The organism is Streptomyces sp. NPDC001450 (assembly GCF_053597295.1).
The window spans coordinates 86,646-108,373 of record NZ_JBSFHY010000034.1 but is presented as its reverse complement, the minus strand read 5'-3'; the positions used below and the strand labels follow the sequence as shown (position 1 = coordinate 108,373).

At 70.2% G+C, this 21,728-nt stretch carries 24 protein-coding genes and 2 pseudogenes; 10 read left to right on the top strand and 16 right to left on the bottom strand.

The window, feature by feature from the left end; genetic code table 11:
- Positions 1-3: 3 nt before the first annotated feature.
- The 7 genes from ACWC5O_RS31905 to ACWC5O_RS31875 all read right to left on the bottom strand — a co-directional run bounded on the left by ACWC5O_RS31905 (position 4) and on the right by ACWC5O_RS31875 (position 6,398).
- Positions 4-1,563, bottom strand: coding sequence for an SCO6880 family protein (locus ACWC5O_RS31905; RefSeq protein WP_450590310.1), 1,560 nt, complete (start codon positions 1,561-1,563; stop codon positions 4-6).
- A complete protein-coding gene (locus ACWC5O_RS31900) occupies positions 1,560-2,888 on the bottom strand; it encodes a hypothetical protein (RefSeq protein ID WP_450590311.1) in 1,329 nt (442 codons plus the stop codon). The genes ACWC5O_RS31905 and ACWC5O_RS31900 overlap by 4 nt, the downstream gene beginning before the upstream one ends.
- Positions 2,878-3,699, bottom strand: coding sequence for a hypothetical protein (locus ACWC5O_RS31895; RefSeq protein ID WP_450590312.1), 822 nt, complete (start codon positions 3,697-3,699; stop codon positions 2,878-2,880). The genes ACWC5O_RS31900 and ACWC5O_RS31895 overlap by 11 nt, the downstream gene beginning before the upstream one ends.
- Before the next feature lie 169 nt (positions 3,700-3,868).
- Positions 3,869-4,177 (bottom strand): hypothetical protein, encoded by a 309-nt coding sequence (locus ACWC5O_RS31890; protein ID WP_014673544.1) that lies wholly within the window; start codon positions 4,175-4,177, stop codon positions 3,869-3,871.
- Between the two features lie 358 nt (positions 4,178-4,535).
- Complete coding sequence (locus ACWC5O_RS31885) at positions 4,536-4,730, bottom strand: hypothetical protein (RefSeq protein ID WP_450590313.1); 195 nt, start codon at positions 4,728-4,730, stop codon at positions 4,536-4,538.
- Between the two features lie 278 nt (positions 4,731-5,008).
- A complete protein-coding gene (locus ACWC5O_RS31880; RefSeq protein WP_450590314.1) occupies positions 5,009-5,293 on the bottom strand; it encodes a hypothetical protein in 285 nt (94 codons plus the stop codon).
- A gap of 472 nt (positions 5,294-5,765) precedes the next feature.
- On the bottom strand, positions 5,766-6,398 hold the full coding sequence (locus tag ACWC5O_RS31875) for a TetR/AcrR family transcriptional regulator (protein WP_450590315.1): 633 nt from the start codon (positions 6,396-6,398) through the stop codon (positions 5,766-5,768).
- Between the two features lie 98 nt (positions 6,399-6,496).
- On the opposite strand from ACWC5O_RS31875, the gene ACWC5O_RS31870 reads away from it, so the two are divergent.
- The 6 genes and pseudogenes from ACWC5O_RS31870 to ACWC5O_RS31845 all read left to right on the top strand — a co-directional run bounded on the left by ACWC5O_RS31870 (position 6,497) and on the right by ACWC5O_RS31845 (position 9,750).
- Positions 6,497-7,447, top strand: a complete 951-nt coding sequence (locus tag ACWC5O_RS31870) for an oxidoreductase (RefSeq protein WP_450590316.1) — start codon at positions 6,497-6,499, stop codon at positions 7,445-7,447.
- A 152-nt stretch (positions 7,448-7,599) separates the two neighbouring features.
- Positions 7,600-7,851: a hypothetical protein gene (locus ACWC5O_RS31865; protein WP_403956395.1), complete on the top strand. Its 252-nt coding sequence runs from the start codon at positions 7,600-7,602 to the stop codon at positions 7,849-7,851.
- A 10-nt stretch (positions 7,852-7,861) separates the two neighbouring features.
- Positions 7,862-9,046 carry an SPFH domain-containing protein gene (locus tag ACWC5O_RS31860; protein ID WP_450590317.1) on the top strand — a complete coding sequence of 395 codons (1,185 nt, stop codon included), beginning with the start codon at positions 7,862-7,864 and terminating at the stop codon, positions 9,044-9,046.
- Between the two features lie 109 nt (positions 9,047-9,155).
- Positions 9,156-9,253, top strand: a pseudogene (locus ACWC5O_RS31855).
- 59 nt (positions 9,254-9,312) lie between these two features.
- Positions 9,313-9,459 carry a hypothetical protein gene (locus tag ACWC5O_RS31850; RefSeq protein ID WP_450590318.1) on the top strand — a complete coding sequence of 49 codons (147 nt, stop codon included), beginning with the start codon at positions 9,313-9,315 and terminating at the stop codon, positions 9,457-9,459.
- A 105-nt stretch (positions 9,460-9,564) separates the two neighbouring features.
- The gene (locus ACWC5O_RS31845; protein WP_450590411.1) at positions 9,565-9,750 is read left to right on the top strand and encodes a hypothetical protein; all 186 of its coding nucleotides are present in this window, start codon (positions 9,565-9,567) and stop codon (positions 9,748-9,750) included.
- Between the two features lie 256 nt (positions 9,751-10,006).
- Here the strand turns inward: ACWC5O_RS31845 and ACWC5O_RS31840 are convergent.
- Together ACWC5O_RS31840 and ACWC5O_RS31835 are read right to left on the bottom strand one after the other, a co-directional pair.
- Positions 10,007-10,111, bottom strand: a pseudogene (locus ACWC5O_RS31840) (DUF397 domain-containing protein); the annotation flags it as partial.
- Between the two features lie 11 nt (positions 10,112-10,122).
- Positions 10,123-10,968, bottom strand: a complete 846-nt coding sequence (locus tag ACWC5O_RS31835) for a helix-turn-helix domain-containing protein (protein WP_450590319.1) — start codon at positions 10,966-10,968, stop codon at positions 10,123-10,125.
- 145 nt (positions 10,969-11,113) lie between these two features.
- Here ACWC5O_RS31835 and ACWC5O_RS31830 point away from each other — a divergent pair, with 145 nt between their 5' ends.
- Together ACWC5O_RS31830 and ACWC5O_RS31825 are read left to right on the top strand one after the other, a co-directional pair.
- Positions 11,114-11,578, top strand: coding sequence for an ATP-binding protein (locus ACWC5O_RS31830; protein ID WP_450590320.1), 465 nt, complete (start codon positions 11,114-11,116; stop codon positions 11,576-11,578).
- A 254-nt stretch (positions 11,579-11,832) separates the two neighbouring features.
- Positions 11,833-12,603: a trypsin-like peptidase domain-containing protein gene (locus ACWC5O_RS31825; RefSeq protein ID WP_450590321.1), complete on the top strand. Its 771-nt coding sequence runs from the start codon at positions 11,833-11,835 to the stop codon at positions 12,601-12,603.
- 77 nt (positions 12,604-12,680) lie between these two features.
- Here the strand turns inward: ACWC5O_RS31825 and ACWC5O_RS31820 are convergent, their stop codons facing one another.
- The 4 genes from ACWC5O_RS31820 to ACWC5O_RS31805 form a co-directional block, all read right to left on the bottom strand.
- Complete coding sequence (locus ACWC5O_RS31820; protein WP_450590322.1) at positions 12,681-13,703, bottom strand: DMT family transporter; 1,023 nt, start codon at positions 13,701-13,703, stop codon at positions 12,681-12,683.
- A gap of 60 nt (positions 13,704-13,763) precedes the next feature.
- Positions 13,764-15,350, bottom strand: coding sequence for a class I adenylate-forming enzyme family protein (locus ACWC5O_RS31815; RefSeq protein ID WP_450590323.1), 1,587 nt, complete (start codon positions 15,348-15,350; stop codon positions 13,764-13,766).
- Between the two features lie 6 nt (positions 15,351-15,356).
- Positions 15,357-16,943 carry an arginine decarboxylase gene (locus ACWC5O_RS31810; protein WP_450590324.1) on the bottom strand — a complete coding sequence of 529 codons (1,587 nt, stop codon included), beginning with the start codon at positions 16,941-16,943 and terminating at the stop codon, positions 15,357-15,359.
- A 138-nt stretch (positions 16,944-17,081) separates the two neighbouring features.
- Positions 17,082-18,215, bottom strand: a complete 1,134-nt coding sequence (locus ACWC5O_RS31805) for an acyl-CoA dehydrogenase family protein (RefSeq protein ID WP_450590325.1) — start codon at positions 18,213-18,215, stop codon at positions 17,082-17,084.
- A gap of 100 nt (positions 18,216-18,315) precedes the next feature.
- Between ACWC5O_RS31805 and ACWC5O_RS31800 the strand changes: the two genes are divergently transcribed.
- The gene (locus ACWC5O_RS31800) at positions 18,316-18,885 is read left to right on the top strand and encodes a TetR family transcriptional regulator (protein ID WP_450590326.1); all 570 of its coding nucleotides are present in this window, start codon (positions 18,316-18,318) and stop codon (positions 18,883-18,885) included.
- 135 nt (positions 18,886-19,020) lie between these two features.
- On the opposite strand, the gene ACWC5O_RS31795 is transcribed toward ACWC5O_RS31800, so the two are convergent.
- Genes ACWC5O_RS31795 through ACWC5O_RS31785 form a run of 3 tightly spaced genes read right to left on the bottom strand, consistent with a single transcriptional unit; the run spans position 19,021 to position 20,985 of the window.
- Positions 19,021-19,719, bottom strand: a complete 699-nt coding sequence (locus ACWC5O_RS31795) for an HAD family hydrolase (protein WP_450590327.1) — start codon at positions 19,717-19,719, stop codon at positions 19,021-19,023.
- 58 nt (positions 19,720-19,777) lie between these two features.
- Positions 19,778-20,041 carry a LysR family transcriptional regulator gene (locus tag ACWC5O_RS31790; protein ID WP_450590328.1) on the bottom strand — a complete coding sequence of 88 codons (264 nt, stop codon included), beginning with the start codon at positions 20,039-20,041 and terminating at the stop codon, positions 19,778-19,780.
- 2 nt (positions 20,042-20,043) lie between these two features.
- On the bottom strand, positions 20,044-20,985 hold the full coding sequence (locus tag ACWC5O_RS31785; RefSeq protein WP_450590329.1) for a ScbA/BarX family gamma-butyrolactone biosynthesis protein: 942 nt from the start codon (positions 20,983-20,985) through the stop codon (positions 20,044-20,046).
- Between the two features lie 134 nt (positions 20,986-21,119).
- Here ACWC5O_RS31785 and ACWC5O_RS31780 point away from each other — a divergent pair, with 134 nt between their 5' ends.
- Positions 21,120-21,722: a ScbR family autoregulator-binding transcription factor gene (locus tag ACWC5O_RS31780; RefSeq protein WP_450590330.1), complete on the top strand. Its 603-nt coding sequence runs from the start codon at positions 21,120-21,122 to the stop codon at positions 21,720-21,722.
- The last annotated feature ends 6 nt before the right edge of the window (positions 21,723-21,728 follow it).

Genomic DNA, 21,728 nt, shown 5'->3' with positions numbered 1-21,728 from the left:
CCCCTACCTTCGAATGCCGGTGGCGAAGGGAAGTGTGTTCACGAAGGCCCGGTGGTGCTCGCGGTCGCACCACTCCAGCTTCAGGTACGACTTTCCGGCGGAGGCCCTTATGGTCCGCTTGTCGCGGTTGAGGGCCTCCGGGGAGCGGGAGGACACGGTGATGTAGCCGACGAGGTTCACCCCCGCCGCGCCACTCGCCAGGTCCTCGCCGCGCTGGTCGAGGCGGTTGTGGGCGGCGACGTCGCGCGGGTCGACGGTGCGGTTCATCTTGGCGGCGCGGGAGGCCTCGGCCTCGTCGTTGGTCTTCTCGGTCAGCATGCGTTCGATGGCCACCTCGGTGGGTTCGAGATCCATCGTCACGGCGACCGTTCGGATGACGTCCGGGGTGTGGACGAGCAGGGGCGCGAGGAAGTTGACGCCGACCGGGGTCATCGGCCACTCCTTCACCCAGGCGGTGGCGTGGCACCAGGGGGCGCGGGTGGCGGACTCGCGGGTCTTGGCCTGGAGGTAGGTGGGTTCCATGGCGTCCAGCTCGGCCGGCCAGGCGTTGCGCCGGGTCATCGCCTGGATGTGGTCGATGGGGTGGTCCGGGTCGTACATGGAGTGGATGAGGGAGGCGAGTCTGCCCTGCCCGAGGGGCTGGCGGACGCGGATGTCGGCCTCCTGGAGGCGCGAGCAGATGTCGGTCAGCTCACGGGCCATGACGACGGCCAGGCCCGCGTCCCGGTCCAGTTTGCGGCCGGCCTGGGGCCGCGCGGCCCGTGCCATGGCCTGGGCCTCGGCGGCCAGTTCGCGGGTGTAGTGCATGCAGGCGACGAGGTAGGCGCGGTGCTGCTCGCTGCTGGTGGACACCATGGACTGGAGCTGGTCGTACGACCGTGACAGCCAGTCGGGGGCCTTCTCGTCGCCGCGCAGTGCGACGTCCTTGGCGTGGGCGTCGGGGTCGGCGGGGAGCGTGCGGGCGAGCATCTGCAGGCGGGTGACGAAGCCGTCCCCGTTGGCCACGTGCTTGAGCAGCGTGCCGAAGCGGTCGACGAGGGCTTCCTGGTCCTCGGAGTCGCGCAGGCCGACGCCGGGGCCCTCGATCTCGATGGCGGCGGTGACCGTCTTGCGGTCGGCGTGCAGGAGTACGGCGATCTCGTCGGGTCCGAAGGGCGCGGCGAGCCAGCTGATCCGCCCGATTCCCGGCGGCGGCCCGATCTCGACCTCACGCCCGTCCAGCCGCGTACCGGCCTCGACGGCACCGGAGCGGTACACGGCCCCGCGCTTGACGGTCCGCTTGTACGAGCGGTTGATCTCGAACCACTTGTAGAACGTGCGGCGCTTGTACGGCACGTAGACCGCGGCGAGCGCGAGCAGTGGGAAGCCCGTCAGGAACACGATCCGCAGGGACAGGACCGGGACGAGGAGGCCGCACATCATGCCGAGGAACGCGCCGGCGATGATCAGCGCGATCTCGCCTGACTCGCGGTTCCGGCCGACGATCGCGTTCGGCCGGGCGCGGCCGATGAGATACGTACGGCGGGGCGTGACCGGATGGGACAGGTGGGACTCGGTCGTCAACGCCCTTCACCTCCCGAGCGGTTGCTGTTGCGGGTGTTGCTGGCGTGCGGGGTGTTGGCCGGGCTTGGGGCGCGCGGCGCGGGCGCGGCGGAGGGGACTGCTCCGCCGCCGCCCTGGGGGGTACGGCTGCTGTGGGCGGCGACACCGCCGGAGGCGGGGTTGGCGGGGCGGGCGCTGCTGGAGCCGCCGCCTCCTCCGTTGTTGTCGGCGCGGGTGCTGTGGGTCTTGATGCCCTGGGCGACGAGGGTGGCGGGCGAGCTGATGACGGCCGCGGCCTTGCCCTCGGCGCCCTGCATGATGCGGTTGTTGCGGCCGTTCGCGATCTCGTCGCCGAAGCCGGGGACGAAGCGGTAGATCATCGCGCTGGCGAAGATGGCGAGCAGGATGATGGCGAGGCCGGAGACGACGGCGGAGAAGGCGTCGGGGCCGCTGTCGCCGGAGAGGGCGCCGGCGAGGCCGAGCACGATGACGATCACCGGTTTGACCAGGATGACGGCGATCATGATGCCGGCCCAGCGCCTGACGTGGCCCCACAGGTTCTTGTCGACCAGGCCCGCGTAGACGACGGTGCCGAGGAGGGCGCCCACGTAGAGCAGGGCGGCGCGGATGACCAGCTCCAGCCAGAGGACGCCGGCGGCGAGGATGCTGACCAGGGAGACGACGATCAGCATGATCGGGCCGCCGCCGATGTCGTTGCCCTTCTTGAGGGCGCCGGAGAAGGTGCCGAAGAACGTGTCCGTCTGGTCGCCGGTCGCCTTCGCGAGTACGTCCGTCACGCCGTCCGTCGCCGACACGACCGTGTAGAGGATCAGCGGGGTGAACGCGGAGGCGAGCACCGTCAGCCACAGGAAGCCGATGGCTTCGCCGATCGCGGTGGTGAGGGGCACCCCCCGCACGGCCCTCTTGGCCACGGCCAGCAGCCACAGCAGCAGGGTCAGGATCGTGGACGCCGCGAAGACCACCGCGTACTGCTGCAGGAACTTCGTGTTCGTGAAGTCGACGTTCGCGGTCTCCTTCACGGCGCCACTGAGCTTCCCGATGGTCCAGGAGGCAGCGTCGGCACAGCCCTTGGCGAGGGAGGCGAGGGGGTCGAGGGTGTCGCCGAGAGGGTTGTTGGTGGTGGCGCCGCTGGAGCCTCCGCCGGAGTTGTCTTTTTCGCAGAACTGTTTGGCCGCGCCCCGGATCAGGTCACAAGGGTCGTTGCTCTTCGTGGGGGACGGAGTGGGACTGGGCGCGGCTACGGCGTGGGTGGCCAGCAGCAGCGTCGTCGTCTGCACGGCTCCGAGGACCGCCGTGATCTTGAGGATGCGGTGGTTAGCGCGCATACGTGAACCCTCCGTACTCCTCGACGGCCTTCGTCATGTCGTCGGCGGTGGAAGCCGTCTGGTCGCGGCCCACGGGGACGGGTCCGTCCTTCTGCTGGAAGTCGGTGATCTTCCAGTCGTTGTCGACCCATTTCAGTTCGTACGTAGTGGTGTACCAGCTCTCGGTCACCGGGTTCTTCGAGCCGTCACCGGAGAGGCCGAACAGCGAGGTGTACCAGACCTCGACGGTGGTGGCGTCCGTTCCCGAAGAGGTGACCTTGGTGCCCACGGGGATGACCCGGGAGACGAACGTCTGGCCCTTCGGCGCGGTGCCGTCCTTGGCCAGACCGATGTTGGAGAGGAACTTCTCGTTGGAGTAGGCGCTGTCCATGGCCGACTGCTTGGCGGCTGCTACGTCCCGGGCGTAGACCGAGTCGACGATCCGGTGCCGCCAGGCGGTGTTGAACATCTCGGCCGACCCCAAGGCCACCGCATAGTTCGCCGCCGCACTCTCCGCCCCCTGCCCGCTGTGCGCGAACCCCGACGCAATCCCCTCGCTCTTCGTCTCCACCGGCTTCGTGCCGCTCGCTGCGGTGGAGGAGGTTCGGGGCTGGTCGCTCTTCCCGGTCGAGTCGTCGGCGGAAGAATCGTCACCGCGGTTCGCGAAGGCGATCGCGGCGATGAGCAGGACGACCACGCCGACCACCGTGACCAGGCTCCGGGAGGAGGAGCGGCCGGCTCTGCGGGGTGCGCCGCCGTAGGGGTCGCCGCCGGGCAGGCGGGTTCGGGTCTGGCCCGTTTCGGTGTAACCCTGCTCGTCTGTGGGACTCATGCCGCGTACGCCCCCTCCACCTTGTAGACATACGACGGTAGCCGTGCTGGTTCCCGCGCGGGCGCGGTGTGATGACTCGACATCAGGGAAACGCAACCTCTGCCGGTGGGCACGACGGGTGGGTGGGGTGGAGGGGGACGACCGGGCGCGCCCGGGAGCAGAAGGGGCGTCAGACCGCCATGCCGTACACGATCGTGAACAGTGTGCCGAGGGAGCCGATGATGAAGACTCCGGTGAGGCCGGCGATGATCAGGCCCTTGCCCTGTTCCGCGCTGAAGGTGTCGCGCAGCGCCGTCGCGCCGATCCGCTGTTTGGCCGCACCCCAGACCGCGATGCCGAGGCAGAGCAGGATGGCCACGGCCATCACCACCTCGATCATCACCTTGGCCTCGTTGCCCAGGCTGCCGAAGGGGCCCCAGTCCGGAGCGATCCCGCCGATGATGGTGTTGATGTCTCCCTTGTCGGCCGCAAAGAGCATGTAAGTCACCGCCCCTGGTGGGTAGTTCCGCTGGACCTTGCGGTGTGCAGAGGTCAGGCATCATTCTCGCTGACATCGTCGCCGTCGTATGTCGACTTGACGTCATTGGCTGGCGGGTTTCGTACGAATACGTCGTAAGGTCACTCTGTGTATCACGGCAGGTCACGCCGGGCAACGAGGCCTGAGCGGAACCTGTCGTGTGGTTCCGTCGTTGACCCCCTTTACGACCCGGCAGGGTTTCTGACGGCTGGTCGGGTGAGGCGTCGAGACGATGTTCTCACGGGCGGCATGCGGGGAACGGGGAAGGGCCCCGGCGACCGGCGTCGCCGAGGCCCCTGAGACGGGCGGACGGATGTGCTCAGCCCGCGAGGGCCGAGACGCCCTCGGGGGTGCCCCAGCCGGTCGGGCTGTCGTAGCCGTACGGGGCGCCCGTGTCGGTCTGCCAGGTCGGCTTGGCGTCGCAGGAGGAGCAGTCGGAGCCCGGGGGGTCGACACGGAGTGGCGTATGCCCGCCCGCGGAGACACGGTGTGCATCGCCGACGAACTCAAGCACCACATCCAGGTTGTTGAGGCCTGAACGACAGGCTGCGGCCCTCGGGGCTGGCCTCACTTCCCCACTGCGGCTGTCCTTGCTCGCGCCGGAACCCTGACGTTGTGAGCCTGCATGTCACCCCCCAACCCGAGCAGGGACGGGTGCATGAGCGCGCGTACTCAGACGTGTGTGGGCCCGTTTCGAATGGCCGATACAAGACAGTGAGTGGCGCAGATGCGGCCGTACGCCGAGTGGGAGTGGCTGCATCACGGGACCGAAGCGGGCCTGACGCAGAACCGCTAGCGCGTGGTGCACTTGGGGTAGGTCGCACCCTCGACGCAGTTGTCGTAGGCGCCGCTGCTGACGTCGACCTCTTCCTCGTCGCCGCTCTTCGTGCGGACCGTCAACTCGTACTCGGTGTGGCAGCTGCGGGTCTTCTTCTTACCCTTCTTCTTCGTCGAGCACTCGTGGTCCGTGTCCTTGCTGACGACAGTGCCGGTGACGGTCTTCGACGTACTGCTGCAACCGGTCAGCGGAGCGGTGAGTACGGCGACGGTGGCCAGGACCGCGAGAGTGCGCTTCATGTGGTCTTCCCCCGGGGCATCGTGGATCGGTCGGCGTTCTCTGATGGTGCCCTGTGCACCGTCACGCCCGAACGGCGGGGGTCCGCACCGGTCGAACCGTGCTTCGCCCCGACCCGACTCCGATGCGCCGCTGAAGACCGTGGCCAACGGAGCGGATACACATCCGAGTTCGCGTTCAGCACTGCCTTCAAGCGGGAGCACGGCCTCACCCCCGGCGTCACAGCACTGGGCGGGATGCCGGACGAGAACGGGAAGACAGGCCGCGGCCGGATGCCGTGGCCCGTCTTCTTTTCCTTGCCGCCGAGGGGACCCCACGTCCCCCTCAGATGGCGGCTCCCCGTGACCCGAGGGGGTGGTTCACCTGCTCGTCAGCCGGTGGAGGCGTCCGTGCCCTCCGGTGTGCCCCAGCCGGTCGGGCGGTGCTGCCCTGCGCTTGACCAGGCACACGGAGAGCGCACAGATGGTCAGTTGCTCACCTGGGCTTGAGGCCGTGCAGCAGCAGATGGACGTGTTCGTCCAGGCCGGCCAGGGCCTCCTCCGCCTCCAGGGTGCAGCTGGCGATGAGGGCGGCGAGTCCGTGCAGGCTCGCGGCGGCGACCATCGTGAGGCGCTCAGGATCGCCCTGGATGATCTCGCCCTGCTCCTGGGCGTCCGCCATCATCCGGGCGAACGAGCCGAGGGACTGGTCGACGGCCGTCGCGAGCTGCGCGGAGCTGTCGGGGTCGTGCTTGCGCGCGAACATCAGCTCCAGGAGCTCCGGGTTCTCGACGGCGAAGCCGAGGTAGGCGCGGGCGAGCGCCGTCATCCGCTGCTCGAAAGTGAGGCCGGGCTGCTCGGCGGCGGCGCCCAGGGCCTGGTTGAGGCGCTCGTACCCGTCCAGCGCGAGGGCGTCGAGCAGTGCCTGCTTGTCCTTGAAGTGCCGGCCCGGGGCGGCATGGCTGACCCCGATGTCACGGGCCAGCTCGCGCAGCGACAGCGCGCCGACCCCCTTCTCCCGCAGGGTGCGCTCGGCGCTCTTGAGCAGGGCGGCGCGCAGATCCCCGTGGTGGTAGGGGCGGTTCGTGGACGACGGGGACGACGGGGACGACGGGGACATGCGCGACATGGGCACCATCGTATCTCGATGTAGACGGCGTCTATATAGTTGACATTGCCATCATTGTTGTCATTGACAGCATTGTTGGCGCTGCCTACATTGGGGCCATGGCTGATACGACCACGACCGAAGCGACGCGCACCGCGCGCAAGTGGAACGCGACCCACCTCCCCGACCTCTCCGGCCGTACGGCCGTGATCACGGGCGCCAACAGCGGCCTCGGCCTCGCGAGCGCCGAGGCGCTCGCCCGGGCCGGGGCGCATGTGGTGTTCGCCGTACGGGACCCCGCGCGGGGCGGCGCCGCGGCGGCGAAGGTGGGCGGCAGCGTCGAGGTGCGCCGCCTGGACCTGGCGGACCTGGCCTCGGTGCGGGAGTTCGCCGCGCGATGGCAGGGGCCGATCGACCTGCTGATCAACAACGCGGGCGTGATGATGCTGCCGGAGCAGCGCACCAAGGACGGCTTCGAGATGCAGTTCGGCACGAACCACCTCGGCCACTTCGCCCTCACGAACCTGCTGCTGCCGTACGTCACGGACCGGGTGGTGACGGTCTCCTCGGGCCTCCACCGCGGGGGCGTGATCCACTTCTCCGACGTGAACCTGAGGGGGCGCTACTCCCCGACCCGCGCCTACGCCCAGTCCAAGCTGGCCAACCTCCTGTTCACCCTGGAACTCCAGCGCCGCCTGACCGAGGCGGGCTCCGCCGTGCGCGCCCTGGCGGCCCACCCCGGCTACGCGGCGACCAACCTGCAGAGCCACACCACGAACCCCCTCATGCGGGCGTTCATGGCCGTCGGCAACAAGGTCCTGGCCCAGGACGACAAGTCCGGCGCCCTGCCGACGCTCTACGCGGCGAGCCAGGATCTGCCGGGGGCGGCGTACGTCGGCCCGGACGGCCTGGGTGAGATGCGCGGAGCCCCCACGCTGGTCGGCCGCAGCACGGCGGCGAGCGATCCGGAGGCGGCGCGGAGGCTGTGGACGCTTTCGGAGGAGATGACCGGGGTCGAGTGGGGGCTCGCTTCGGCGGCGAGGGCGGCCGGGGCGGAGGGGGTGGGCTAGGGCGGAGAGGGCGCGCCAGAGCCCGCCCTACGGCGGTCCACCCGGCGGCGGAACCGAGTCCTGCGGAACCGGGTCTTACTGTCCGTTGGGTCCCCGACCCGACTGGGTCTATCGTCGGAATCCTGGGGTCAGGACGAGGAGGACGGCCGGTGATGCCGCAGGACGAGGCCGTGATCGGCTGCACGGGGAAAGTGCTCATCGGAACCCGCGGATCCGCGGGCCCCGGCGAGGTCCTGGTGCGGGTCAGAGGAGGCTCCGAGACCTTCCTCGCGTGGTCGGAGCAACCCCTGCCGACGGGCGCGACGGTACTCGTGATCGAATCCCGTGGATGCCGCGAGGTCGGTGTCATCGAGTGGGTGGATCCGTTGGATGCGCTCGGCGGCGACACCGCCGACGCCGGCTGAGGAGTACAGGATGTTCGGATACCGCGTTCCCGCACCCGACGAGGCGATGTTGATCTCGGGCGGCCGGCGGGGACTGGGGGGCGCGCCGTTCCGGGTGGTGACGGGGCACGGCAAGTTCGTGCTGCCGGTCTTCCGGAAGGTCCGGTTCCTCACCCTGTCCATGTGCGAGTCCGAGGTCACCGAGACCTGTGTGACCCGGCAGGGCATCGCGTTGCACGTCCGCGCGGTCATCGCCTTCAAGGTCGGCAACGACCACGAGAGCATCATCAACGCGGGCCAGCGGTTCCTCTCCGACCAGGAGCAGATGTCGGTGCTCACCGGCCGGATCTTCGCCGGTCACCTGCGGGCCATCATCGGCTCGATGACGGTCGAGGAGATCGTCACCGAGCGGCAGAAGCTCGCCGCGGAGGTGCTGGACACCTCGAAGACGGAGATGGCGAAGATCGGCCTGATCGTCGACTCGCTGCAGATCCAGTCGATCGACGACGGCGACACCGGCTACATCGACGCGATGTCCGCGCCGCACAAGGCGGCCATCCAGCGGCAGGCGCAGATCGCCCAGGCGCAGGCCACCCAGGCCTCGGTCGAGGCGGAGCAGGTGGCGGCCCGCAACCAGGCCGAGTACGCCCGGCAGACCGCCATCGTCAAGGCGGAGTACTCGGCCGAGGTGGACCGGGCGCAGGCGCAGGCCGCGCAGGCCGGACCGCTGGCGCAGGCGCACGCCCAGCAGGAGGTGCTCGCCGCCCAGACGGAGCTGGCCCAGCGCCAGGCCAAGCTGCGCCAGCAGCAGCTGGTGGCCGAGGTCGTTAAGCCCGCCGAGGCCGAGGCCGAGCGGGTCAGGATCCTCGCCGCCGCCGAGGCGCAGCGGATGAAGATCCAGGCGGAGGCGGCGGCCTCGTACGACCGGGTCGCGCTCGACCGGATGCTGATCGACCAGCTCCCGCAGATCGTGAAGGAGGCCGCCGGCGGCCTCGCCGGCGCCAACGTCAACGTCCTCAACGGCGCGGACGGCCTCGGTGAGATCGCCGCGGGCCTGGTGTCCCAGGGCCTGACCATCCTCGACTCGGTCCGGCAGAACCTGAGCGGGCAGGACTCCGAGGGCCGCCGCCCCGAGGAGAGCAAGGGCGAGGGCCTGATCCAGCTGCCCGCGAGGAGCGAGAAGAAGTCGGACGACGGTCCGGTGGACGTCGACTAGCCCCTTCGCCGGATGCGCGGTGGCGGTCAGCGGCACGTCAGCGGGCTGTCAGCCGCTTCGGCCACTCTTGTACTTGTGAACGGCACGGGAAACCGGAGGCCGGTCACGGGGAGAGGTGCCCGGAGTGGTTGATCGGGGACCGCGAGCACGCCTCAAGGTCGGGCCCCTCTGGGGCCCACGCAGGTTCGAATCCTGCCCTCTCCGCCAGTACGGATCATGGGCTTGCCTGGTGCTGGCGGCCTCTCTGGCCGACGGCCGGTACCGCGATGTCGAGGGTCGGTCCCGGGGAGCAGCTGGCCGCATGGCCGGACACCGTCGGGATCCGGCGGGACTGCCTCTCCGCCCACCCCGAAGTCGCCACCGTGAAGTCCACGGAGTACGGCCCGCTCGCGGTCTTCCAACGGCCTGAGTGATGACCGCCGCCCCGGCCCGGTCCTCAGCGGAGGGGTGTCCGCGCTCAGGTGGAGCTTGCTGGGTGCGACACTGGCCAGGCGCACTCCGGTGAAGGGGGAAAACGGGTGCAGAACGAGCAACGCCACCCTGATTCGGCGGATCTTGTCGTGGCCGGGTGCGGATGGCTGCTCATAGTGGCCGTCATCTCCCTGCCCGGCCTCCTGTCGAAGGACGGACCACTGACCGCGTACATGGCCGGTGTGGGCGGACTGATCGGGTTCCTCTGGGTGCGTGGGAGGCTGCGCCGCTGACAGGGCTTTCCGCTGGGCCCTCCGAGAAGTGGTCGAACTCGCCCGCTCTTACGCCGAGTATGAAGGCGTCCCACTTGTGGCGGTCGGTCGTGACCACGGTCTGCGGAGCGTTGGTCTCGTGGAGGTGGACGGATGTTTCTTCGCCGTTGCCTTCGCCGAAGGTGATCTCGATGGGTGCGGTGCTGTCCGGTTCTCCCTTGAGTACGGCCAGGAGGGCGCCGAAGTCCGCGCGGGTGGTGGTGAGTATCGCCCCGGTGGGGTCGGCGGACTCGGTTATGCGGACCGCTTCGCGGGTGGCGGATATGTGGATGCACGAGGCGCCCTCGGAGCAGTACGAGGACTTCTGCCAGCGCGGGTTCACGGGCGTTCCCTTCACAACTCTCGCATCACGTTGTGGATGAGCTCGCGGGTCTTCTCCGGCGCCAGTGCAACAGCCGCGACCCGGTCGAAAAGCGTGCGGTACTTGTGCAACTGCGCCTCGGCGTCGAGGAACGCGAGGCCGTGGGCCTGGTCGAGGTAGACGGTGTCCAGCTGCGGTACCGGGCCGTGCGCGTAGTGGATCGATTGACCGGATCCCGGGTAGGCGCCGACGTCGAAGGTGATGGCGCGCAGGGTGATGTGGTCTCGATCGCTCATGTCGAGCAGGTGCTGCAACTGCGCTCGGGCCACCGTGGAGCCGCCGACCTTCATACGCAGGGCGGCCTCGTGGATGATCGCCTCGTACGGTGTCGGGTCGTCCTCGCGGAAGAGGACTGCCTGGCGCTTGATGCGGAACGACAGGCGGTGCTCGATGTCGGGCGGCGAGAGTTCGGTCACGGCCTGACGGAAGATCTCGAGTGCGTACTCGCGTGTCTGGAGCAGACCTGGGATGCGAGCGGTGGTCGAGTCGCGCAACGACAGGGCGTGGTGCTCCAGTTCGGCCAGGTCGACGAGTGAGCTGGACAGGAGTTCGCGGTACTGCTCCCACCAGCCGCGCGTGCGTTCCGAGGTCATGTCGCTGAGCGCCTCGACGAGGGGTGTGTCGGAGCAGTCGTAGCGACTGGCGAGCGTACGTACCCGCTCGGCGCTCACGCCTACGCGACCGGCCTCCATGTTGCTGACCTGCGCCTGCTTGATGCCGAGGAGTTGACCGGCCTCGGTGGAACTCAAGCCTGCACGCTCGCGCAGTTTCCGCAGCTCCGTCCCGAAGCGCAGTTGGCGACCCGTTGGGTTCCTCACGGGCTTGCCGCCTCCTTGCAGTCACTCACATGGGTGGTAGTGAAGGCGATCCCTACGCTTCAGTGAATACCTTCACTGGATGCCGCTACCTTACAACCGGGGCCCCGCTCAGACCTTCAACCCCCTTCACTGAACGGAGACTTCCATGCCCACCGTATCCCCGCCCTGGACCTACACCCTCCAACTCCCGCACGATCCACGCGCACCGGGGATCGCCCGAGCAACCCTCCGCACCGTCCTCGCCGCACACGACCTCTCCGCCCTCACCCCCACCGCAGAACTCCTCGCCGCCGAACTCCTCACCAACGCGCACCTCCACACCACCGGCCCTTACGCCCTCCGCCTCCTCGGGAGCGAACCGGGCCGGCTGCGCATCGCCGTCTGGGACACCGACCCTCGGGTCCCTCCCGGCTTCACCAAGGACAAGGACGAGGACAAGGGCAAGGGCGAGACCACCTCCGTCGCCGTAGCCCCGGACGACGCCGAAACCGGACGCGGGCTGCAGCTCGTGCGAGCGTGTGCCGACTCGTGGGGAGTCTCCGTGCTGCGGGAGCTGGGCGCGTCCAAGGGCGGGAAGCTGCTGTGGGCGGACTGCCGTGGCGAAGGGTGAGCGGCGGCTCGGGAGGGATCACTGGGGGCATGTGCGGAGCGTGACGGAGAGGCGACGGAGTGACGCGCGCGGTGCGGTGGATCCGGCGTCGAGCCGGACGCGGAGGGACGGACGCAGCGAGCCATGTCCGTCGGCATCGCCACCGAAGACTTCCCGGTCTACGGCGAAGCCCAGCGGCCATAGGAATGGTTCACGGGAAAATCTCAGTGAAGGGGGTGTGGGTTTCTCACCTTCATGGGACAGAGTGACGCCTGATGAAGCGCATCTCACGCATCTGGCTCACTTCGCGCCCCACCTTGCTGTGCTGTGTGGTGACGCTCGGCCTGACGTCCGCTTCCGTGGCCGCCGCCTCCGACGGGCCGGGACCCTTCGGGGTCACCGCCGCCACGGTCGCCACGCGACAGAGCGTGCGGGTCGGCGCGCTGTTCGGCGCGGACCGGGTCGGCAAGCTGGCCGGCGGGCACTTCTGCAGCGCCTCGGTCGTGCACAGTCGGCAGCGGGATCTGATCGTCACCGCCGCGCACTGTGTGGACGGCGATGACGGGGATCTGGTGTTCGCGCCCGGGTATCGGAACGGGCGCGCGCCTTACGGGGTGTGGAAGGTGGGGAAGCGGTTCCTGCCCGACGGGTGGGCCAAGGAGCAGAGCGAGGACAGTGACATCGCCTTTGCCCATGTCGATGAGCTGGGTGGGAAGCGGGTCGAGGATGTGGTGGGTGGGAACCGGTTCGTCACCGGGACGGCCACCGGGGCCACCGCCGTGACCGTCACCGGGTATCCGGATGAGCGTGAGGTGCCCATCACCTGCACCAACAAGCCGACCCTGCACAGCCTTACCCAGCAGCGGATCGACTGCCCCGAGTTCACCGGCGGGACCAGTGGCAGTCCTTGGGTGAACGGGGACAAGCAGGTCGTCGGGGTGCTGGGCGGGCACGAGCACGGCGGTGACACCGCCGACACCTCCTACAGCGTGGTGCTGGGAGGGGAAGCGGCCGAGTTGTACAGGGCCGCCACGGCCGGTCCCTGAGCGCGGCGGACACAGCAGCGCGGCTGCCGTGGGAGTCGTACCCCCACGGCAGCCGCGTCCGTCGTTCAGGCGTCGGGTCAGCGGGCCGCCGTCACCGGTTCGGGCTTCTCGGCAGCGGCAGTGGCAGCCGACGCCACCGCCGGCTTCTTCGCCGCCGCCTCCGCCGCCGTCCGCTTGGCGACCTTGCGCAGGTACAGGTTGTTGAGGACCAGCGCCAGTGCGGTCAGCGAGGCGCCGGCCACCTGCATGCCCGCCGGGATCACACCGGTCAGCGCCGAGATGATGAACGCCGTGATCGGGACGACGTCCATGAAGAGGACGCCGTTGAGCGGGCCGAGGTACTTGTTGCCGAAGTTCCAGCCGAGCACGCCCACGAAGCCCGCGATGACGCTCATGTAGGCCAGCTCGGGCAGGATCGAGGTCACCGCGTGGGCGGTCGGGACGGGGACGCCGCCCGTGGCCAGGATGACCGCCGTGATGACGGAGGCGCTGGCCAGGCCGAGGACCGTGGTGATCGCGGTGTACTTGATCGGCGACCAGGTCGGGAAGTACGTCGCACCGGAGGTGTAGATCACCCAGCACAGCGCGGCGAACAGCAGCAGCGCGTCGGGGCCGAAGTCGGACGGGTGGGCGAAGAGGGAGCTGAGGCTGCCGTCCGAGACCACCAGGATGACGCCGACGAAGGACATCGCGATGAAGGCCAGCGCGCCCTTCGGCGGAACGACCTTGCGCAGCACCCAGTTCACCAGGAAGCCCATCATGGGCATGGTCGCCATCATGATCGAGGCGTTCAGGGCGCCCCGCTCACCGATGAGGTCCTGACCGAAGAACACCAGGAACTGGAAGCCGGCGAAGCCGGCCGTGCCGAACAGCCAGGCCAGGCCGATCCGTTCGCCCTTCAGCTTGAACCCGGCCGCGCCCTCGCGCAGCTTGAGGAACACCAGGAACATCGCGCCGGCGATCGCGTACCGCAGGCAGGTGAAGGTGAACGGGTCGATGTGCTTCAGGGTCACGTCCATGAGGGGGAACATCGCTCCCCAGGACACGGTGGCCAGGAGGCACAGCAGCAGGCCTCGGCCGTAGTTCTTCTGATCGTTCATGACTCTTCCTGTCGAGTGGGGGGGGACGGAGGGGACAGCAGTGGTGCGGTCGGGGTCCGGTCAGGCGGGAACGAGCTCGGTACGGCGGTCCGCCGCCTCGGTGCGGACCAGCGGCAGCACCGTCTCCAGCAGGCGGGCCGCCCGCACCTTGCCCGTCGGGCTGTACGGGATCGCCTCCACCGGGATCACGTACGCGGGCAGGCACGGCACCCGGCGGGCACAGGCGGCGGCGACCGCGCGCCGGCCGCTCTCCAGCCGTTCCGGGGCGACCGGGGCGAACGGCACGATCAGTACTTCCTCGCCGGTGTCCTGCAGCTTCGTGCGCAGTACGGCGGTCTCGCGGACGCAGGGCAGGTCCATGAGGTCGTTCTCGAGGCCGAAGATGTTGACGTCGAGCGGCTTGCCCTCGGCCGCCTTGGAGACGCCGTCGTTGCGGCCGGTGAGTTCGAGCCGGCCGGCCTCGTCGATGAAGCCGCTGTCACCGGTGAGCAGGAAGCGCTGGGTGCGGCCGCCGTAGTCGAGGTCGAGGAACTCCGGCTCGGCGGTGGCGTAGGCGTCCATCAGCTGGTAGCTGGCGATCGCCACCCGGCCGCGCATGCCCTTGGGCACCGGGCGGTTCTCCGGGTCCAGTACGGCGATGGTGTTGCCCGGCATCGGGCGGCCGGAGCGGCAGGGCGCCACATGCAGCTCCTCGGGGCCGATCATGACGTTCACGCCGGTCTCGGTGGTGCCGTAGTAGAGGTGCAGGACCGGGCCGAGGCGGTCCCAGGTGTTGTTGACGACCCAGCGGTTCAGGTGCCGCCCGCCGGAGAGCACGAAGTGCAGCCGGGAGGTCTTGTGCAGGTGCTCGGAGGCCGGGTGGGCCACGACCCGCTTGAGCACCGGCGGGACCATGAGGGTCGTGGAGACGCCCTCGTCCTGGATCAGGCGGATCAGGGCGGCCGTGTCGTCGTACGGGCCGAGGACGATCGTGCCGCCCAGGGACAGGAAGATGCGTGCCCAGCCGGGACCCGACGCGTGGTACAGCGGGACCGTCACCAGGTGGACGTCGTCCTCGTCGAAGGAGTACTGGTCCACCAGGTCGGCGAAGCGGCGCGCCTCGAAGGAGGCCCGGCGGATCACCAGCTTGGGGATGCCGCTGGTACCGGAGGTGAAGGAGAACGCCTCGAACGGCTGTTCCACCGGCCGAGGTTCGCCCGGCTCCGACAGCAGCAGGTCGGTGAAGGCGATGCCCGGCGCGTTCTTCGGCGGGTCGCTGTCCAGCCGGATGTCGAGGATGCCCCGGCCCTCGGGCCAGCCGACCTCGGTCAGCACCGCGCGCTGCTCGGAGGTGCTGATGACCACGGTCGGCTGCAGCTGCTCCAGCGCGCCGGCGGTGGCCTCGGGCCCGGCGGTGTAGTCGAGTCCGACGCACGGTATGCCGAGCGAGGAGACCGCCGCCATGGCGACGACCAGCTCCCAGCGGTTCTCGGCGACGAACACCGCGCGGGCGGGCCGTATGTCGGGCAGCCGCTCCTCGATCGCGGTTGCCACGCGGGCCACCTTGTCGGCGAGGTTGGCCCAGGTCAGCCGGACTTCGCCGTCGACCACAGCGACGTGTCCGGGGCGGCGCGCGGCGTGCTTGCGGATGTCCGAGAGCTTGATCATTTACGGTCACTTCCTTCCGGCGGAAAGGGCAATGGCAGGTACTGCGGAGGCAGCGGGGGCCGCTGGGACGGCGGGGCCCGAGGGGACGCCGTAGGCGGCGGTGGAGGCACCGGGCTGGTGCAGCGTGTAGATCTCGCAGCCGCTGGAGCGCAGCGCGTCGATCTCGCCGAGGGTCCGGTCGCACAGGCGCTCACCCGGCACGGTGATCGGGATGCCCGGCGGGTAGGCGATGATGAAGTGGTCCGAGGTGCCCTGGGTCAGGGCCGCGGACGCGGTGCGGTAGGTGCGCTGGATGGTGCGCAGCGCGTCCAGCAGCCGTAGCAGCGTGGCCTCGTCGACACCGATGTGGACGTGGAAGAGCACGGCGTCGCCGCTCTCCCGGGCGACGTACAGGGCGTACTCGTCGAACAGGATCCGGCGGAAGTCGGCCGCGGTGACGCCGAGCGCGCTGATGTCCACCAGCACCCGGGTCGGGTCGTCGCTCACCAGCAGCGCCGGGTCGGTCAGATGACCCTCCGGGCCGAGCGCGCGGTACGCCGACAGGCGCGGATCGGTGCCGAGTTCGGTGCGCAGGGTGCGGGCCAGGTTCAGGGACCGCTCCAGCAGCTGCTCGCCCTCGGTCTCGGCCTGCAGCCGGGCCAGGTCCAGGCTCGCCAGCACCGGCCAGCTGGGCGAGGTGGTGTGGTGCTGGAAGAGCGCCTGTGCGGTGCGCTCCTGGGCCTCGCCGTCGCCGATCAGATGCAGGTACGAGCCCTGCCGCAGCGCCGACATCGACTTGTGCGCCGAGTGCGTCACGGCCACGCTCAGGGGCAGCGGGCGCTCGGTGCGGCGCAGGGTCTCCACCGCGTGCAGCGCGGTCAGCGGCCGCAGTTGGGGGTGGAAGCGGTGCACCGCGCCCCAGGCCTCGTCGACCAGAACCGACACCTTGGGGTGAGCCGCTGCCAGTTCGGCGAGCACGGTGGGCAGGTCGTAGCGGACACCGTCGTACGACACCGCCGACAGCACGACCGTGTCGTACGGCCGGCCCTCCGCCACCGCCGTCCGGAACGTCTCCAGCAGCCGGGGCAGGTCGCCGAAGGTGCGGGGGCAGTCGGCGCAGCACTTCTGCATGGGCGCGTAGGTGACGTCCACGCCGAGCGCGCCGAGGGCGAAGTGCACCGACTGGTGGCAGCTGCGGTCGGCCAGGACCCGGCTGCCGGGGCGGGCCAGCGCGGTCAGGGCGACCCGGTTGGCGGTGCTGGTGCCGGTCGACAGGAAGAACGTCGCGTCGGCGCCGAAGCTGTCCGCGGCCAGCCGCTGGGCCTCGCGGAGCGGGCCGCGGGGGCGGAAGAACGAGTCGAGCATCGTGCCGCTGTACGACACGTCGGCGGCGAGCTGGGCCGCGCCGAAGAGGGCCTCGTAGGACTCCCGGACGCGGGAGTCGCGGATCGACCGGCCGTGCGAGAGCGGAAGGGCGTGGAAGGAGGCGATGTCCCGGCGGGCCACCGCGAGCACGGCATCGGCCAGCGGCGTCCTGCTCGCCCCGTGACGCCCGGGGAGCGGGGCTTGCGGGCCCTCCCCGGAGGCGGGAGTGGAGCTGGTGGGTTCGGTCATGCCTCCATAAAACAAAACCTTCGCGAAGGTATCAAATATTATCGGGAAGGCTGATGGGAAGGCTGATGGAACGCGGCCGGCCGGACGCCGCGGGGCCCGGGACCGACCGCTGCCCCGGGCCCCGCGGATGTGCGCCGACTAGGCGTTGTCCTGCGGAAACACCGTCGCCGCGTACGCCGTCGCCGCCGGCCCCGGCTGCAGGGCCGCGTGGGCTGCCACCGCGTGGATGTCGCGCCAGGCGCGCTGCAGGGGGCTCGACCGGGTCAGGGCGCGGGCGCCCGCCGTGCGGAACAGGTGCTCCACCGCGTCGGTCAGCAGGCCGGCCGCGCGGGAGGCGTCCCGCTGGTTGCGGGCCGCCGTCTCCGGCTCGAAGGCCGCCGGAGGCGTGAGCGCCGCGCGGTCCGCGCGCTGCGCCGCCGACTCCAGCAGTAAGGCGGCCGCGTCGATGTCCCCCGAGCAGTGTGCGAGGGTCCGCTGGATGCCGGGGTCGGCCACGGCGCCGCGCTCCTCGGTCAGCGCGGTCCAGGCGTCCAGTGCGCCCCGGGCGGCGCCGAGCGCGGGCGCGCAGAACAGCAGCGCGGCGACCAGGGGGTACGGCACCCGGTGGCAGGGTGCCGCGTCCGGCTCGCGCACGCCCGTCATCAGGGCGTCCCGCAGGCAGGAGCGGTGTTCGGGTACGAACACGTCCTCGACGCCGACCGAGTGGCTGCCCGTGCCGCGCAGGCCGACGCTGTCCCAGGTGGGGTGCACACGCACGTCCCGGCGGGGGAGCAGCAGGATGCGGTAGGCGGGCGGACCGGCCGGCTGTTCGTCCAGTGTGGCCAGCAGGATCCATTCGGCGTGTTCGACACCGCTCGCGAACGCCCAGCGCCCGGTCAGCCGCCAGCCGCCGGGGACGCGGGTGAGCCGGCCGGCGGGCGGGACCACCGCCGCCGCTATCGCCGTGTCGGGCGAGTCGGCCCACAGCTCCGCCTGCGCCTCCTCGGGCAGATGGGCCGCCAGCCGGGCGTGCCCGGCCAGCAGCGCGCAGCACCACGCGGTGGAGGCGCACGCCTCGCCGACGGCGGCCACGGCGCTCACCAACTCCGTGAAGCCGCCCGCCCGTCCGCCCCAGCGGCGCGGCACGAAGTGGCGGGCGAAGCCGGCGGCCGGCAGCGCGTCGACCACCTCCGGGTGCAGGCTCGCGGCCTCCTCCGCGGCGCGGGCGTGCCGGGCCGCCAGGGCGGTGACGGCGGTCGGGGCGAGGGGCGGGGCGGGCAGGGCCGTGGTCATGGGTGCCTTTCGTGAAGAAATGTTGGCGGGTAGAAAAAGATTCGATCGAGAAGGTATTTTCTTTGCTGGTTACACCAGGTCGACAGTGGGGACAGACGGGGTGAAGCAGGACAGAGCACGGCGCACACACGAGGTGCTCCTCGATTCGGCGGCGGCCGAGTTCGTTCTCCACGGCTTCGCGGGCACCAACCTGTCCGACGTCGCCGCCCGCTCCCGCGTCACCAAGGGCGCGCTCTACGGCCACTTCGCCTCCAAGGCGGAGCTGGCCGAGGAGCTGACCCGGGGGTTCGAGGAGGAGTGGGGCAAGTTGCTCGCCTCGGCCGGGAGTTCACTGGGATCGCTGCGCGAGCTGACCGTGGGGCTGGCGCGCAGGATGGACGAGGACGTGCGGTTTGCCGCGGGGCTTCGGCTTACGGCGGATGCGGCGCGGGTGTCTCTGCGGGAGCCGGTGCCTCTCGGCGAACTTCGGGGGAAGCTGCTTGAGTTGGTTCAGGATGCTCAGCGCGAGGGGCGGATTGATGCGGGGCGTCGGCCTGAGGTGCTGGCTCGGCTTGTCGTGGCCTTGTTGATGGGGGCTCACTCGACTCGTTGGTCCGCGGAGGGTGAGGGCGGCGAGGAGGTCGGCGAGCTCTGGGATGTTGTGTTCTCGACCTTGGATGCGAGTGCCTGAGAGCTCGGGGCCGTGATGTGCGTTCGCGGGTGCCGGCTCGTTGTGGCTTGTCGCGCCCCGCGGCGGAGCCGCCGATCGGCACAGCCCCGCGCTCCTGGGGAGTTGGAGCGCAGGGAACTGCGTCGTGGCCGTTTCTCAGGCTGCCCTTGTCAGAAGGCCGTTCATCGCCGGGCCCGGCAGGCGGGGCCAGTTCTCCCTGGTTGCCCTTGTGGTCAGGGTGGGGTCGCTGCCCACGATCACCGGGTGGCCCACGCTGGCCAGGAGGGGCAGGTCGGTGGCGTCGTCCGCGTAGGCGTGGCAGTCGGACGGGTCGAGGGCGAAGGCAGTCATGACGCGGTGGGCCCATTCCGCCTTGGCCTGGCCGATCATCGGGCGGTCGGTGAGGTCACCGGTCAGGATGCCGTCGGTGACCTCGGGGGTCGTGCAGACGAGCAGGTCGGCTCCCACCGCCTGGCCGACGGGGGCCAGGCAGGCGGCGAACGAGCCGGAGAGCAGGATGGTCAGGTCGCCGGCCCGGTGGTGTTGCCGTAGGGCCTCGCGGACCGGCGGGTGGAAGAGGCCGCGGGCGTTCTCGCGGGCGAACCAGAGGCGGCCGCTCTCCTCCAGGTCCGACTCGCGGCTGCCGCGCAGCAGGCGGTAGAAGGCGCGGTTGACCTGTTCCCGGGGTACGCCCGAGCGGAGTTGGTGGCCGAGTGCGGCCCGTGCCGTGGTCAGCCGGGAGGGGGAGCGGCCCTCGCGGCCCCAGTGGAAGTCGAGGAAGCTCAGCATGCTCTTGCAGGTGATGAGCGTCTCGTCGACGTCGAAGAACGCGGCTCTGACGGGGTCGGTCGTCATGAGGTGGGAAACCCTTTGCGGATGGTGTGGGGACGGAGCGCGGTGCGGCCGGCCGGTGTCACCGGCCGGAGTGCAGCTCCGTGTGGGCGGCCTCGACCAGGTCCAGGATCCGGTCGGCGTACGGGCACAGCCGGGTGCCCGCCGAGGTGAGTTCGACGGCGCGGTTGCCGCGACGCACGAACAGCGGTGTGCCGACGGCCTCTTCGAGACCCTTGATCTGGGCCGTGATGGTCGGCTGCGAGTAGTGCAGGTTGCGGGCCGCGCGGGTGAAGCTCAGCTCGCGGGCGACTTCCCGGAAGGTGCGCAGACGCTGGAAGTCCATGGTCAGTCCCGGACGAAGAGGGCGTCGGCCTCGGCGAGGGTGCGCTCGCCCTGTACGGCGGTCAGCCGCAGCAGTCCGTCGGGGCCGGTGGCCGAGCGGATGACGATGGGCTGGAACAGCTCGCCGAAGGACCGGAACCTGGCCTCCAGCGCGGTGAGGACACAGTTGCTGGCCGCGGTCAGGTGGCCCGCCTGGCGGAACGCCTCCAGCAGCATCATGCCGGGCACGTGGTCCGAGGGGTGCTCGAAGTAGCCCGGGTGCCGGAGGTCGACGTGCAGCAGCCAGGTCGACGAGTCGTCGTCGGCCGCGGTGCGCAGCAGCACGTCGGCGTCCTGGCGGCCGGCGATGACCGGTGCCCGGGAGGGCGTCGCCGAGGGCGTGGCCCTGATGCTGCTCGCGAGGTCGCGGCCGCGGTGCCTGAGCATCTCGTAGCGACGCGCGTCGACCACGACGACGGCGACCGTGCTGTACGCGCACGGCTGCCCGTCGACCTCGATGGTGATGTCGAGCCGGGCGTCGAAGCGGCCCGAGCCCGGGCTGCCGACCGGGGTGACGGAGACGTCCAGGACGGCGCCGAGCGGGGTGCCCCCCACCCGCAGGGCGGCGTGGTCGTCGATGTGCAGGTCGAGCGACTTGAAGACGAAGTGGTGGCCGAGCGGAACGTCGTAGAAGCGGTGGAGCAGGTAGATCCCCGCCTGGCGAACCGTTTCCGCAAGCAGCATGAAGTCGCAGCGGCCGGACTCGTCGGGGTGGTAGAGCGCGTGGTGGCGAGGCCACTGCGCGCCCACCAGGAAGCGGTCGCCGGCGACCGCGCCCGCGTCGGTGAGGAAGACCTCGGTGACGGAGGCGCGGTGCACCAACTGGCGCGGAACAGTGCGGTCGAACGTGAGACCGGCCCGGGCGTGCTCCAGTGGAGACGCGGACCGCAGCGTGCTGACAGACATGCCTGTTTCCCCCCAAGGCTGTTTGCGTTACGCGCAGATGAGGGGTGCCCGTTCGGTTGTCTGGCGCCCCCCGCCCAAGAAATATACCTTCGGGAATGTATATTGCAATGGAGATCCTCGGGAAGGTGGAGTACATGCCAAGCAGCAGGGCGGAGCCGAAGCAGGAACGGGCACGGCGGACCAGGGCCCACATCCTCGAGATGGCGGCCGAACTCTTCGCCGAGCGCGGGTACGCGACGGTGACGCTGCAGGACGTCGCCGAACGGGCGTCGATGACCAAGGGAGCGGTGTACTTCCACTACAAGAACAAGGAAGACCTCGCCGTCGCCGTGGTGCAGGAGCACTACGCCCGCTGGCCGGTGATCCTGGAGGCGGTCTCGGCCCGCGAACTGCCGCCGTTCGAGGCGCTCGTGGCGGTCCTGGACCGGGTCACCGAGGCCTTCCGCGACGACGTCGTCGTGCAGGCCGGTGCCCGGCTGCAGATCGAGCGGTCGCTGATCGACGCCGACCTGCCCGAGCCGTACGTCGGCTGGGAGGACTTCCTCACCGGCCTGGTCGAGGAGATCGAGAAGGCCGGCGAACTGCGCGCCGGTGTCACCCCGCGTTCGGCCGCCCGGGTCCTGGTCTCCGCGTTCTTCGGGATGCAGCACGTCTCGGACGTGCTCAGCCGGCGCTCCGATCTGGCCGAGCGGTACGCCGAGTTGCGGACGGTGGTGCTGGAGGGGCTGCGCGATTAGGCGGGA

Coding starts and splice junctions, on each gene's coding strand:
- ACWC5O_RS31790 (WP_450590328.1), bottom strand. CDS start 20,041: ATGGACTTCCAGCGTCTGCGCACCTTCCGGGAAGTCGCCCGCGAGCTG.
- ACWC5O_RS31825 (WP_450590321.1), top strand. CDS start 11,833: ATGAAGCGCATCTCACGCATCTGGCTCACTTCGCGCCCCACCTTGCTG.
- ACWC5O_RS31815 (WP_450590323.1), bottom strand. CDS start 15,350: ATGATCAAGCTCTCGGACATCCGCAAGCACGCCGCGCGCCGCCCCGGA.
- ACWC5O_RS31780 (WP_450590330.1), top strand. CDS start 21,120: ATGCCAAGCAGCAGGGCGGAGCCGAAGCAGGAACGGGCACGGCGGACC.
- ACWC5O_RS31880 (WP_450590314.1), bottom strand. CDS start 5,293: ATGAAGCGCACTCTCGCGGTCCTGGCCACCGTCGCCGTACTCACCGCT.
- ACWC5O_RS31810 (WP_450590324.1), bottom strand. CDS start 16,943: ATGACCGAACCCACCAGCTCCACTCCCGCCTCCGGGGAGGGCCCGCAA.
- ACWC5O_RS31860 (WP_450590317.1), top strand. CDS start 7,862: ATGTTCGGATACCGCGTTCCCGCACCCGACGAGGCGATGTTGATCTCG.
- ACWC5O_RS31805 (WP_450590325.1), bottom strand. CDS start 18,215: ATGACCACGGCCCTGCCCGCCCCGCCCCTCGCCCCGACCGCCGTCACC.
- ACWC5O_RS31785 (WP_450590329.1), bottom strand. CDS start 20,985: ATGTCTGTCAGCACGCTGCGGTCCGCGTCTCCACTGGAGCACGCCCGG.
- ACWC5O_RS31900 (WP_450590311.1), bottom strand. CDS start 2,888: ATGCGCGCTAACCACCGCATCCTCAAGATCACGGCGGTCCTCGGAGCC.
- ACWC5O_RS31850 (WP_450590318.1), top strand. CDS start 9,313: ATGTCGAGGGTCGGTCCCGGGGAGCAGCTGGCCGCATGGCCGGACACC.
- ACWC5O_RS31870 (WP_450590316.1), top strand. CDS start 6,497: ATGGCTGATACGACCACGACCGAAGCGACGCGCACCGCGCGCAAGTGG.
- ACWC5O_RS31890 (WP_014673544.1), bottom strand. CDS start 4,177: ATGCTCTTTGCGGCCGACAAGGGAGACATCAACACCATCATCGGCGGG.
- ACWC5O_RS31820 (WP_450590322.1), bottom strand. CDS start 13,703: ATGAACGATCAGAAGAACTACGGCCGAGGCCTGCTGCTGTGCCTCCTG.
- ACWC5O_RS31830 (WP_450590320.1), top strand. CDS start 11,114: ATGCCCACCGTATCCCCGCCCTGGACCTACACCCTCCAACTCCCGCAC.
- ACWC5O_RS31875 (WP_450590315.1), bottom strand. CDS start 6,398: ATGTCGCGCATGTCCCCGTCGTCCCCGTCGTCCCCGTCGTCCACGAAC.
- ACWC5O_RS31795 (WP_450590327.1), bottom strand. CDS start 19,719: ATGACGACCGACCCCGTCAGAGCCGCGTTCTTCGACGTCGACGAGACG.
- ACWC5O_RS31865 (WP_403956395.1), top strand. CDS start 7,600: ATGCCGCAGGACGAGGCCGTGATCGGCTGCACGGGGAAAGTGCTCATC.
- ACWC5O_RS31895 (WP_450590312.1), bottom strand. CDS start 3,699: ATGAGTCCCACAGACGAGCAGGGTTACACCGAAACGGGCCAGACCCGA.